Origin of the sequence: Paenibacillus sp. VMFN-D1 (assembly GCF_003386155.1) — a bacterium.
Classification (GTDB): Bacteria; Bacillota; Bacilli; order Paenibacillales; family Paenibacillaceae; genus Paenibacillus_AQ; species Paenibacillus_AQ favisporus.
This window is the reverse complement of record NZ_QRDU01000001.1, coordinates 1,018,503-1,031,689: the sequence shown is the minus strand read 5'-3', so window position 1 is coordinate 1,031,689 and position 13,187 is coordinate 1,018,503. Positions and strand designations below refer to the sequence as shown.

At 52.8% G+C, this 13,187-nt stretch carries 10 protein-coding genes; 5 read left to right on the top strand and 5 right to left on the bottom strand.

The window, feature by feature from the left end; genetic code table 11:
• Positions 1–942: a copper amine oxidase N-terminal domain-containing protein gene (locus C7820_RS04865; protein ID WP_116229978.1), complete on the top strand. Its 942-nt coding sequence runs from the start codon at positions 1–3 to the stop codon at positions 940–942.
• 234 nt (positions 943–1,176) lie between these two features.
• Positions 1,177–1,713, top strand: a complete 537-nt coding sequence (locus tag C7820_RS04860; RefSeq protein WP_116229977.1) for a DUF1697 domain-containing protein — start codon at positions 1,177–1,179, stop codon at positions 1,711–1,713.
• 186 nt (positions 1,714–1,899) lie between these two features.
• Here C7820_RS04860 and C7820_RS04855 read toward each other — a convergent pair whose 3' ends face one another.
• From C7820_RS04855 to C7820_RS04840, 4 genes are all read right to left on the bottom strand, one after another.
• Positions 1,900–2,733, bottom strand: a complete 834-nt coding sequence (locus C7820_RS04855; RefSeq protein ID WP_116229976.1) for a carbohydrate ABC transporter permease — start codon at positions 2,731–2,733, stop codon at positions 1,900–1,902.
• Between the two features lie 15 nt (positions 2,734–2,748).
• Positions 2,749–3,642: a carbohydrate ABC transporter permease gene (locus tag C7820_RS04850; RefSeq protein WP_076171547.1), complete on the bottom strand. Its 894-nt coding sequence runs from the start codon at positions 3,640–3,642 to the stop codon at positions 2,749–2,751.
• A gap of 94 nt (positions 3,643–3,736) precedes the next feature.
• Positions 3,737–5,182: an ABC transporter substrate-binding protein gene (locus tag C7820_RS04845; protein ID WP_116229975.1), complete on the bottom strand. Its 1,446-nt coding sequence runs from the start codon at positions 5,180–5,182 to the stop codon at positions 3,737–3,739.
• Between the two features lie 246 nt (positions 5,183–5,428).
• The gene (locus C7820_RS04840) at positions 5,429–5,776 is read right to left on the bottom strand and encodes a hypothetical protein (protein WP_116229974.1); all 348 of its coding nucleotides are present in this window, start codon (positions 5,774–5,776) and stop codon (positions 5,429–5,431) included.
• Between the two features lie 168 nt (positions 5,777–5,944).
• On the opposite strand from C7820_RS04840, the gene C7820_RS04835 reads away from it, so the two are divergent.
• The 3 genes from C7820_RS04835 to C7820_RS04825 all read left to right on the top strand — a co-directional run bounded on the left by C7820_RS04835 (position 5,945) and on the right by C7820_RS04825 (position 11,847).
• Positions 5,945–6,919 (top strand): helix-turn-helix transcriptional regulator, encoded by a 975-nt coding sequence (locus C7820_RS04835; protein ID WP_116229973.1) that lies wholly within the window; start codon positions 5,945–5,947, stop codon positions 6,917–6,919.
• Positions 6,920–6,988: 69 nt separating this feature from the next.
• On the top strand, positions 6,989–7,621 hold the full coding sequence (locus C7820_RS04830) for a GyrI-like domain-containing protein (protein WP_116229972.1): 633 nt from the start codon (positions 6,989–6,991) through the stop codon (positions 7,619–7,621).
• A gap of 392 nt (positions 7,622–8,013) precedes the next feature.
• On the top strand, positions 8,014–11,847 hold the full coding sequence (locus C7820_RS04825; protein WP_116229971.1) for a S8 family serine peptidase: 3,834 nt from the start codon (positions 8,014–8,016) through the stop codon (positions 11,845–11,847).
• Positions 11,848–11,946: 99 nt separating this feature from the next.
• On the opposite strand, the gene C7820_RS04820 is transcribed toward C7820_RS04825, so the two are convergent.
• Positions 11,947–12,930: a phosphotransferase family protein gene (locus tag C7820_RS04820; protein WP_116229970.1), complete on the bottom strand. Its 984-nt coding sequence runs from the start codon at positions 12,928–12,930 to the stop codon at positions 11,947–11,949.
• Positions 12,931–13,187 lie beyond the last annotated feature (257 nt).

Genomic DNA, 13,187 nt, shown 5'->3' with positions numbered 1-13,187 from the left:
ATGAAAAAGATGTTTTGCGCGATCACAGCGGCATGCTTGCTCATGTCAGGCTCGTCCGTCTATGCAGCTGTTCCGGACAAGGTATATATGGAGAATGTTGAAGTTCCGAATGCAGCACCTGTGCTGAAAGACGGGCGGGTGCTGGTCCCCTTGCGTACCTTAGCCAATTCCATCCATGCGTCGGTATCCTGGGATGCCAAAACCCAAACAGCGACCGTCCGCAAATGGTCGGAGAAGGTTGTGATTCCGCTTGGTAAAAACGCAGCTGCGGTGAAGCAGGGAGATGGGTCGACGAAAATCAAGCTGGATGTGCCTATGCAGAGAATCCACAATCAAATGTATGTACCACTGCGATTGTGGAGCGAATGGCTGGGGTACCGTCTGGAGGTGAAGGGCACGACGGTATCGTTTCAGTCCCCGCTGAGTCCGATGCAGCTGGAGGTGCTGAATTCAGGTGACCTGGCCGACGCCCGCCGGATGATGCTCGATATGAACAGTCGCCTGCATTATGAGCATGAAGCCTTGAGCAGCGAGCACACTTCCGAAGGGTTCAGCACCATCTTTTTGTTCCCTCAAGGGGTGGGCACCCGGTATTACGTCATCTCCGACAACCTGGTATCTAGGATCGAGTTAAAAGGTGGTATGCAGATCGTCACCTGGCAGGCGCACATCTCGCCGGGCGTGAGACCAGTAGAGGAGCTGTTTGCACAGCAGAAATTTACGGACGCAACCGGACCGTTACCCTGGAAGGATACGACCTATTTTTATTACCGCGAAGGCAGCATCGTGAACATCAATACGTATACGGCGGGACGTCTGGATCCGGATGGAAAGCTGAACAAGCTGGCATATAAGCTGACGCAAGACGGGGAGATTCGGGAGCAGTCCGGAACTCTTACTCTAAAGCTCCCTGATGAGGTCCGGACAGATGTGAAGAAATGATCGTTGTAATAAGCTACATGTAGGTATTCAAGCGCGGTCTCTAATGCAAAAGTGCACCTAGCTCAGCCATTCTGCCGAATTTCAGCTCGAATGGGCTGGTTAAGTGCTCCCACTATCCGTTCACAGAGCAGAGAAAAGGCTGGAACAACTGAGCGATCACACGTGAATCCCTAAGCGGAATTCCAGTAAATGTATGGTATACTGTGTTAAAAAACGAAACGGGGCGGCCGATTGATGACAGTATATATTGCACTGCTGCGGGGCATTAACGTTGGCGGACATAATCTGGTGAAAATGACCGAGCTCAAGAAAATGTTTGAAGACATGGGCTTCCACGATGTCAAAACGTATATTCAAAGCGGGAACGTCTTGTTTAAAAGCGATGAAGAGCCGCATGGACTGAAGTCCAAAATGGAGCAGTTTTTGGAAAAGGCGATCGGCAAGCCGGTATCGGTCGCCCTGAAATCTGCGGAGGAAATGCAGCAGATCATTGCGGGATGTCCATATGACGCCTCTGCTTTGGGCGAAGGTGAAAGCATCCATGTCTCCATTCGCACCTCACAGCCCAGCCAGGAAGCGCTGGACAAGCTGGCGGCCTTAGACAAAGGCGGAGATGACTTCCACACCGTCGGCGATGTCGTATACCTGATGCTTCGGCAAAGTATCCGGGACTCCAAGCTTGCCGCGAATTTGTCCAAGGCTGACGCTCCGGCTACGTCGCGAAACTGGAATACGATGAATAAGCTGAACGAGCTGGCCAAAACGTTGTAAGCAGCCAGCTGCCCGTCCACTGGAAATCTATCTAACGAAGAAACCATCACGCCGGAAACACCCCGCTTTACCAAAAAAAGCAGGCACAAAGGAACGTTCCCGTTCCTCTGCCTGCTTTTTTACTTCGTGTGACATAGACCCGGCAAGTAGACTCGGCCCTGCCCCTTTAAATACAAAACGCATCGTTTACCCCTTTGTACCTCCCTGCAGCCCAAACCCTTTGGACATAAACTGCTGTGACAAAATATACAGCACGACCGACGGAAGCGCATATAGGACGGAGAAAGCCGCCAGCTTGCCGTAATCCGCCATGCCGTATTGGCCGAAAAACTGATACAGCTTGAGCGATGCCGGAAAGTTTTCCGGGGATTGCAGCAAGATGTAAGGGACGAAGAAATTGCCCCAGCTTCCAGAGAACGTAAAGATGGCCACGGTGCAGATCCCGGGGATCATGAGCGGGGCTACTACCTTGCGAATGCCGGTGAACACCGAGGCGCCGTCGACCCATGCGGCCTCCTCCATATCGTTCGGCACGGAATCCATGAAATTTTTCAGCATCCAAATGCCGTACGGCATCGAGGAAGCGACATAGAACAGAATGACGCCAAAGATGTTGTTGTACAGCTTCAGGCTGAGAAACAGCTGATACACGGGAACCATGACCGCCGTAATCGGCAGCGAGGTCATGAACAGAATGGTCAGCATAAACGGCTTCTTATACTTCATTTGATACCGGGACAGCGGATAGGCGGCCAGCAGACCGAGAATGACAACGATAACGGCTTGGCCGAGCGACATGAAGAGACCGATCAGAAAGGCGCGCTGGTTCTCGCCGTTCGTGATCACGTCGCCGTAATTGGCCCCCGTGAGCCGGGTTGGCATTTTGAGCGACTGCATCGCATTGGGATCGACGGACGCGACCAGCACCCACAGCAGCGGAAGCAAAAAGCAGATCCCGATGACGGTAAGGATCAAATACGGCAGAATACGGTAGATGAGATTGCGTTGTTTCGCGTTCATACGAAGTCTCCTTGTTTATTGCTCTTTCATCGAGCGGATGTAGAACAGGCTCAGCACGATGCCCAGCAGAAGGAGCAGCAGCGATATGGCCGTGCCGTACCCGAGCTGGTAATTGACGAAGGCCTGGTTGTACATAAAAATCGGCAGCGTCGTCGTCGACGTTCCCGGTCCCCCGCCCGTCATCGCATAGATCAGGCCAAAGACGCCCAGCGTCTGCAGCGTGACGAGCATCATATTGGTCAGAATGGTGTCCTTTATGTAAGGGATGGTGATCCGGAACAAGATTTGCAGCCGGGAGGCGCCATCGACGACGGCCGCTTCTTCGATCTCCGTCGGCACGTCGTCGAGTGCAGCCTGGAATACCAGCATCGAAAAGGCGGTGCCGTGCCAAATGTTCGCTAAAATGATGGTCAGCATCGGTACGGTATAAAGCCAGGTCACATCGGAGATCCCGACGAAGGAGAGAATGGCATTCAGCGTCCCTTCATCGCCGAAGAAGCTGTATAAACACAGCGCGCAGACGATTTCCGGCGTGACCCATCCAGCCAATACGATCGTGCCGATGACCCGGCGAAACAGCCGGTTTTTGTGCTTCATCAAGAGCGCGATGATAAATCCGAGCACCTGCTGGCCGATGACAGCCGAGCCGATCAGGAAGATCAGCGTGTTCCAAATGCTCACCCGGACCGTGGGGTCATGGAACATGCGGGCATAGTTGTCGAAGCCGACGAATTTCAGTTCCTTGGCCGCTTCCCCCGTCAACGCCAGGTTGGTGAATGAATAGAAAAACGTTAACAGGATCGGATAAATGAAAAACACGAGCATGATCGCGATTGAAGGAAGCAGGAAGTAGAGCCATGTATACGACTTTCCTTTTTTGTACACCGAAGATACGGTCAAACTGCTCATCCAGGTTACGTCTCCTTCCCCTAAGCTGAAAATAAAACCGCTTGCCCACGCGCTCTTCCCGCCGGAAGCTGCAGCATGAGCAAGCTTTGATACGTTACTTCTCTACGATATGGTCCTCACCGACAATCCGGGTTACGTCCTGCGCGTATTTCTTCGCAGCATCCGCAGGAGAGGTTCCGGTGGCGACGCTCTCAACCATCGTCTGGATCTGCGTGGACACTTCCGGATATTTGTCCTGCGCCGGTCTGAATTCGGCGTGCTGCAGGTATTCGGTAGCGATACCGTTAAACGGCTGAGCCGTATATTCGGGATCCTTGGCGACGTCCGCACGAACGGTAATGTTGCCGGAAGCGATGACCAGCTTTTTCGTGTTGTCCTTGTTCAAAGCGTACTTAATGAAGTCCCATGCTTCGTCCTTATGCTGCGCGTTGCTCGGGATCGACAGCGCCCAGCCGCCGGCGAGCGTGATGGAACCCGGATCCTGGCCTTTGCTGGTCGGCATCGGGGCAAAGCCCAGCACGTCTTTATACTCCGGCCAAGGCGCAGCTCCGGTATCAAAGTAGTTGCCGGTAATCCACGATCCGTCGAGCGAAATCGCCAGCTTGCCTTTCGGCAAATATTCGCGGGACGCGGTGTTGCCCGCCTGGCCGTTCAGCACTTTGGACAGCGGAGGTCCGAGCTTCTCCTTGTTGACCGTCTGGATGAAAGTCAACGCGTCGATGATGCCTTGGCTTTTGATGATCCATTTGCTGGTATCGTTGTCATAGAGACGCTCCCCGGTGCCGTACAGCAGCATTTCGTACGTTTGCATCGAGGTGGCTTCCCCTGTCGCCTTGCCCATGTTCATCCAGATCGGCACGACATCCTTCGTTTTCTCTTTGATCGTCCGGGCCGCGTTCAGCACGTCGTCCCACGTTTTCGGCTGCCAGTCCTCGGGAAGTCCCGCTTGTTTGAAAATCTCTTTGTTGTACCACAGTCCCCGCGAATCGGTGTTGTACGGTACTCCGTACACCTTGCCGTCGCTGGCCGTAACCCCTTTTTTCATCGCCTCGATAAAGGAGCCGTTCGTCCAGTCCTCCCAAGCCTTGACCTTATCATCCAGCGGTTCCAGGTAACCGGCGCTGGCATCGGAATTGAGGATAAATGTATCCTCCGTAACGATATCCGGAGCGGTATCCTTGGACTTCAGCGCCAGAGCGACCTTGGCAAAATAATCCCCCTCGGATGCCTGGATCGGCGTCGGCTTGATTTCCACATCCTTGTTCGGATACGATTCGGACAGCTCTTTCAGCCATTTGTAGAACGTGCCCTTCTCCCCGATTCCGTCGTCCCGGTAAGTGATCGATATCGTCGTTTTCGTCTTGGCGGTTCCTTCGCCTGAAGAACCCGTATTGCCGGTAGTCGTGGTCGTCGTCGTATCCGTTCCCGGCTCCGCCGTCTTCGTGCCGCCGCTGCCGCTTGAGCAGCCTGCTATCGCCACCGTTAACGCGCAGAAGAGCGCGGTGGATCCGAGCAGCCATTTCTTTTTCCCTTTGACCATGCTTGCCCCTCCTTTTTGATGTAAAGCCTTGGGATCTCTGCCTTGAAGCCTTGGAGTAAAGCGCTTTACTATGTATGTGTATTAGCATTTCAGGTTTTCATAACAACATATTTTGGGGATGGCCGGACAGAACCATTTCACTTACAGGACACCCGCAAATCTCTTCGATCTCCGCTTTCAACAAACCAATCCACTGCTGAATCAACAAAAAAACTGCCCTTACCCGGGCAGCCTCCTATCTTGAAGTTATAATTTATCCACATGCAGCAGCTTGATTTGCTTGACCTCGTACGTATTCTCCAGCCTCTCTTCCGGGATCACACGCAGGCGGACCAGACTGGAAATTTTCGATCCGTCCGCTTTGGACATCAGCCGCCACAAATCCGGGTCCGGCAGCGCTTCGTACAGCTTCTGATCGTCGTATTCCTTGCGGATTTGCGATACCAGCTTCACTTTGTAGGCACCAATCTCCAGTTGCTCGGCCTCCTGCTTCTCACAATAGGCGGTAATTTCTTCGCGAAGCTGCTTAAGCTCCTGCTCCGTTTCTCTCTGCCGCTGCTTCAGCAGGTAATACTTGTCTACGATCTTGTCCATCTTCCCACTCCCTTCTACCTACACCATATGTGTGTTGAAGCGGTTTTAGGATCGATTTTGCATCGCGGACGTGCCCATGGTACTGTGGGAATATCATACATACGGTGAGTGGATAAATATCCCATTTATTTGTATTGTTACTATGAAAATGGAAGGCTGGCTCATCATATGCCCAAACTGGATTACATGCTGTCGCTGCTGTGGCTTTTGCGGTCGAGGGGTAAAATGACGGCGGAACAATTGGCCGAAGCGTTGGAAGTCAGCGTACGCACCGTCTACCGTTATGTCGACCTCCTATGCCAGAGCGGCGTTCCGGTCGTCGCGGAACCGGGTCATGGGGGTGGATTCACGCTTCCGGACTCCTTTCGGGAGTCGCCGCTGTTTTTTGACACCAATGAACTGAAAGCGATGGCTCACAGCGCGCGGATCGCTTCCCAGGCAGGGTATCCGTTTGCAGACGCTCTGGAACATGCGCTCGATAAAATCAGCCACCGGCTGAATGAGGACCAAGGAGAAGAATTAAGGCGCCATCAGACCGGGCTGGAAGCCGTCCCCTATTCAACAAGCCGGGAGATTAAGCGGTTACTTTCCGACCTTGAAGAAGCGGCCGCCCATTCCCGTGTGTGCTGCATACAATATGCCAATACGACTGGAGATGCTGAGCGGATGCGCCGCATCCACCCCTACCGCCTGGCTTACCGGACGAACCGTTGGTATGTCGCCGCTTACTGTGAGCTGCGGGGTTCCGTCCGAATGTTTCGCGTCGACCGGATCGAACAGCTGGAGGTAACGGAAGAAACGTTTGCGAGGCCGGAGGATGTTACGTTTATTGAGCTGGCCAGGGATACCTTGGCTGGTCATTCGAAAACGGACGCATCCTGGGTTACGGTGCGAATTGGCGGTGATTCGGATGTATTGGAGTCCATCGGGAATCAATATTTCGTGCAGCCGTTTCTGACCGAACACACGGACCGGGAGCTTCGGTTCGAAATGCCGCCCTCTGTGATGCTGACCTATATGCCCCATCTTCTTCTTTCCTTCGGTACGCTCGTATCTGTGCTGGAACCATCCCTGCTGGGAGAACGGATCGCCGAACTTTGTCACGAAATTGCCGAACATCATACAAACCCTAAACTTCCCTGACAATCTAGCTGTCAGGGAAGTTGTCGTATGATGCGGTTATCCTGTAATACAAGAAAGGAGTATAACCTTATGAAATTGGATAACCGCAAGCTGGATTTGACCAAAGCGTACCCATCGTATTATTCCGCCCCTCAAGTCCCGCAAAAATGCTATTTTGATGAAATCCCCTATCTCACGATCGACGGCGAAGGCGATCCAAACGGACCAGGATTTGCTGAAGCGACCGAAGCCCTCTACACCGTAGCTTATGGCATAAAAGGGATGTGTAAGCAGGAGGATCAGGATTTTACCGTAGCCAAGCTCGAAGGGCTCTGGTGGGCCAGGTCCCATTCCGGACAAGACGCCATGTACGCTCCAAGGGAGGATTGGATGTGGAAGCTGCTGATCCGGATGCCGGACTATGTATCGGCCGAACGATTCGAAGAAGCCCGGATGCTGGCTGTGAACAAGAAACCGCATCTTGCCCCCCTTCGCTCCGTGAGCTTCGAACGCCTGTATGAGGGCGATTGTGTGCAGATGCTGCATGTCGGTCCGTTCAGTACCGAGCCGGAAACGATCCGGCAGATTTCCGAGTATATTGAGGCCCAGCGCCTGACACCAAAGGGGCGGCATCACGAAATTTATTTGTCGGATCCGCGCAGAACACCTCCCCATAAAATGAGAACCATCCTGCGTCATCCAGTCATCCAGCAGGAGAACTGATCAGGTTCCCTGAGCCCCGCAGGGGGACTTTCCGATCCTCTTGGCCTCCCGTCTCATGGGAGATCAAGAGGATTTTTGTCTTTCAGCCTTTCGCATTTCCCTCTTTCTTTAGTCCTACGATAACGATTCTATAAACCTATCTAACCGATGGGATAAGGCAAAAAATATCCGTTGTGCCACAGAAAGTGCCGTTTTGGAGCATTTCGACACCTCTGCTCGACAGCAAACGCCCACCCTGCCCAAAGTACCTATCAACCTTTTGTCTCATCCCAATAGAATGCAAAAATTGTAAAATGAAAAATGTATTTTACTAGTGTTCAATTAGTTTCGCGCAAAGGAGGATCGTTTTTTCGGCATGATTTCCTATTTCATTCGATAAAGGAGGACATCTTTTGAAAAAAGGTTCATCGACCATCCGTACTTATTCGACGCTGTTGTTAAGTGCCTTGCTGGCTATTGGTGTCGCCTATCCGAACGCCAGTGTGTCGGCGGCTGCTGCACCCGATCTCCGCTCGGCCGACCATTCGGCTATCCATCTGGAATCTTCCCTGCGCCAAGGGGACTGGAAGCTTAACCCTCCGGCCCAAGGCACCTCATCCCCTGTTCAAAGCCTGGCGGCTGCGGCGCCGGATGAGCCCCAAAACTTCGTAGATCCTTCGGACAGCAGCGAACCGGTAACGGTCATCGTTCAGCTGAAGAACGATCCGCTTAAGGTCTATGAGGCCAAACCGGGAGCACAGGCCCGTTCATCCCTTGGAAGCTACAGCAGCATTTTGAATCAGGAGCACAGCGCCTTTAAATCGGCAGCTTTATCGAAAACCGGCGCCAAGTTCAAACGGGAGTATTCCAAAGTGTTTAACGGTTATTCCGTGACGCTCCCGGCGAACGAAGTGGACAAGCTGCTGACACTGCCGAACGTCAAAGCCGTCTTCCCGAATGAGGAAGTGCACGCCCTGCCTGTTGCGGACGGGCATGAAATGACGCCGAACATGGATGAAAGCGCTCCGCTGATCGGTGCGGAAGACATGTGGGATTCAGGTTATGACGGAGAAGGTATCAAAGTCGGCGTCATTGATACCGGAATTGACTACAATCACCCGAGCTTGAAGGACGCCTACAAAGGCGGATATGACTTTGTCGATAACGATGCCGATCCGATGGAGACGCTCCCGGATCCGAGCAAGCCGGTTAACAGCAACGGCAGCACCTATGATACGTATCACGGAACGCACGTCTCCGGAACCGTTGCCGGGCGTGGCGACCCTAAGCACCCCGATGCGGGCAAGGGCTGGGTCCGCGGCATAGCGCCGGGATCGGATCTGTACGTATACCGCGTTCTCGGTCCATACGGAAGCGGCTCGACCGAAAATGTCATTGCCGGGATTGAAAAGGCGGTCAGTGACGGAATGGATGTCATTAACCTGTCGCTGGGCTCCGATATGAACAACTCGTATACGCCGGATGCCATCGCAGCGGACAACGCGGCGCTGGCGGGAGTCACCGTCGTTATCTCCAACGGCAATGAAGGACCGGATGCGGAAACGGTCGGCAGCCCGGCTGCGGCTCAGCTGGCCATTTCCGTTGGCGCCTCGACGCCGCCGCTCCAAACGCCGATTTTCACCTCCGACACCATCGGCATTACGTACGCCCAGCTGGCGGCGACATCGCCGAAGCTGGAATCGGAAGGCGCGGACTTGGAGCTTGTCGACGCCGACCTCGGCCGTACTTCCGATTACGCCAACATTGACGTCAAGGGCAAAACGGCGTTTGTGCAGCGCGGCGAAATCTCTTTTGCTGAGAAAGCGCAAAACGCGGCCGCCAACGGCGCCGTGGCCGTCATCATTTACAATAACGCACCAGGCGAAATCGGCGGAGCTACGCTGAACGGCGCCGAAGACGTCGTACCGGCTTATACGATCAGCCAGGAAAGCGGCCAGAAGCTGAAGAGCGAGATTGCCAAAGGCAATAACCACGTGACGTTCAGCTATAAAGCCGAAGTCGACCTGCTCGCAGACCTAAGCTCCAGAGGTCCTGCTCTGCCGAACTATACGATCAAGCCGGACATTACCGCGCCTGGCGTGGGCATCAAGTCTTCCATTCCAGCGTTTGGCGGCGACTATACCAACGCTTATGAGGAACTGCAAGGCACAAGCATGGCCGCTCCGCATGTGGCGGGTTCTGCTGCCCTCATGCTGGAGAAAACGCGCGAAGAAGGTCTTCAGCTGAAGCCGGATGACGTGAAGGCTCTGCTTACGAACAATGCGGTTCTGATCAAAGACCGGGATAACCGTGAGTATGGCACCAACGAGCAAGGCGCCGGCCGCGTCGACCTGAAAAATTCTGCCGAGGCGGATGCCATCGTTAAGGTGGAAGAATCGCTTCCGGCTCAGCTTCAGGATGATACCCACCAAACCTCGTACTCGGGCAGCATTTCTTTCGGTCTGCAAGGTGCAGGAGCGGACGTCACCCGCAAGCTGACGGTGGAAAATATCGCGAATACGGATCAATCCTATTCGATTGAGGTCAAGTGGAATCATGGCGGAGGGCCTGTGTTGACGCCGGCAGCGGATTCGGTAAGCCTGACCGCAGGCCAATCGACTGCCGATCTGAACGTATCCCTGAACATTCCGGAAGGAACCGCAGATGGCCTGTATGACGGTCAGCTGATCTTTACGCAAGCCGGAAACGGTCATGTCCTTCATGTGCCGTTCAGCGTATATGTCGGCGAAACATATAACCTGGCCGATATTTCGAACGTAGAACTCGATCCGATCTACCTGTCCAGCACTAAAGAAGGCAAAGGCTCGACCCTTTATTATGCACTCAATAAAAAATTGGTGGATTATGAATTCGACGTCTACCGTTTTGATGACGAAGGGAACGGCGAGTATGTAGGATATATCTACGACCGCGACTTCCAGAACAAGCTGGACCCGTTCTATTACTCCTATGAATGGGACGGCAAAGTGGATATCGCCACCACACCAGGAAAGAAACGCGTGTACCTGGATCCGGAAGGCGTCTACGGCATCGTTCCGGTAACGGTCGAGGAAGGCGACAAAACCGCCGAAGTCGTGACCGACTCGCTGTCGCAGTTCCTGGTCGACAACACTGCACCGGATGCGTCGGTGCCGGAAGAACTGATCGTTAATCCGGATAAACCGAACGTCGGCTTGCTTCAAGGAACGATCAACGGAGATTTGCTGCTGGATTACTTCTATGACGGCACGAATCTGCAGGATCTGATCCATGTGAAAGCGGTCAATTCCGTAAAAGGCAAAGATAATGAATACCAGGGAACCATCGATGAGTACGGTAATTACACCGTAGAAGTTCCGCTTGAGAACGGAACGAACAACATCGACCTGTATATTTCTGACGATGCCGGCAACGGAACAGCTAAAGCGGTTAAATCCTATAAGTATAAGTACAAGCCGGAGGAGACCCCAAGCACAGACGTAGAATTGTCAGCCAAGCAAGGCAAGATCAAAACAGGTAAACCATTTAACGTTTCCGTTGAATTCAAAGGTAAACAAGCCGTGCAATTTATGACGGTTGAGGTAACTTACGATGCTAAATTAAAACTAAACAAGATTACACCTTCTTCCAAGCAGGTTAAAATCCAAAATGATGTCACGGCAACCGATGTGGAAGCATCTTTGGCGAATACAGGCAAAAAACGGGCCGTGTTCGGCATTGAATTCAACAAACCAGTCAAGAGTGGGACCCTGGTGGATTTCTCCTTCACCGCTTCGGATGCAGGCACCTACGATTTTGAGATCAGCAGCGTCACGATGCTCGATTCAAATCAGCAGCCCGTTCTATCCGGAAAATTGACCGGTACCAGCGTAGAAGTCACCGGCGGCAAAAAACCTGGCAAAGGCTCCAATTCCGAGGATGTGCAAAATCTTGATGACAACTTAACAACGGATGAGGGTCAAAGCCCCGACCAGGCACAAACCCCGGACGGTTCTCACAGCACGGATGGAAACCAGACCCCTGATCAAAGTCCAGTTACGGATGATAACCAGCCAGCTTCACCAGAAACCGATCCTTCCCAGCAGCCGGATAACAGCCAGCAGCCGGCTCAGTCGGGTGATGGCGTACAACAGGGTTCAAGTCCTGTCGGTGAGGGCGCAAACACAGGAGCAACAAACCAAACGCCAGCTGCAGACAGCAATGCAGCAGTCGGTGCAGATACCAATACTGAAAGCCAAGGAAAGTAAAAATTCGAATAAGACTTGATTCGCTTTTGAAAAAGACACAGGCAGTCCTGGAGTAACTCTCCAAAACGCCTGTGTCTTTTTTTTGTAAAGGTTAATATTTTATTCTCCCTCGCCCCGAACCGTTCCCGCGATCAATCGGCACAAATCTTGTACCCGGTTCGGCGTCTCCGCCGTCGAGTGGCTCAGCATGTCGCATAAGGCGACGAGGTCCTCCAGACGGGACAGAAGCCTCCAGTTCTTTTCCAGCACGATTCCCTCCGCCTCGTAAGCCTTTATGAAGTGCTGTTCGATCCACGAACCGTTCGCCTCATAACGCAGCATATTGCCCAGATCTGCATACCGGTTCCAGGCAAAGGCTTCCTCCCAGTCGAGCACGGCTGAAACAAAGTACCCCTCGGAACCTTTCTCCATCAGAATATTTAAGCCGTTATAATCGGAGTGGGCCAGCACGGGTTTTTCCTGACTAGCCGATAACATGGGCCCATATCGTTTGCAAAATGCCCACAGCTCCCGGCTAAGCTCTTCTCCCAGCCAAGCTTCGCATGGACTACGGAAGATCACGTCCTCCATAAATGCAAGAAACCGCTCGCCGCTCATGCTGAAAGGCTGTGTAACCTCCAAATCGCTGCCGAAAAAACCGGAAGCTTCAAACGGAAATCCATGAATATGGGCGAGCGTTCTGCCGGCTGCGGCTGCCGCGGATGCTTTCTCCTCAAGCGTACCATCCCGGATTATATCGCTCAGCATTACACCAGGCTTCCATTCCAGCACCGCCCAAGGTTTCGGATACCTGCTGCAGCTCGTATCGGCATACACAAATTCGGCGACCGGTACCCGTTCCCGAACGAGCCGGGTAAGGGCGACTTCTTTGCCAGCAATGTCTTTCCCCCGGCGAAAAAATCTCAATACATACGTCCTGCCGTCCCCCTCTATCTGAATTTTATAATTGGAGTTGCTGAGACCCACGCCTATTCGCTGGGATGAGATTATCTCACGGCCAGGAAATGCAGGGGCTGCGATCTGATTCAGTTCTTCCAGACTTAGTTCCAACGGCTGCTCCATTCGCTCCCAGCCTTCTTTCATCCATACTCGCCTCCGATCCGATCAAGGATTTCCTCTGCTAATAGGTTATCGATTCCTTGCTCACGTATATGAACCGACCTTTAAAAGCTCGAATAACCAAATTTACGCTTGATCTTTAAGTTGACATCAAATAAATTATGGTTTTTCGCAGCTCCTTTTTTCCGAATGATCTGCTGTTAAGTACGTTGTAATGGTGATATAGCTCGGATCATCTAGGGTCGGTGTTGTGAAGATTTTTCTATTATGAATTTTTCATA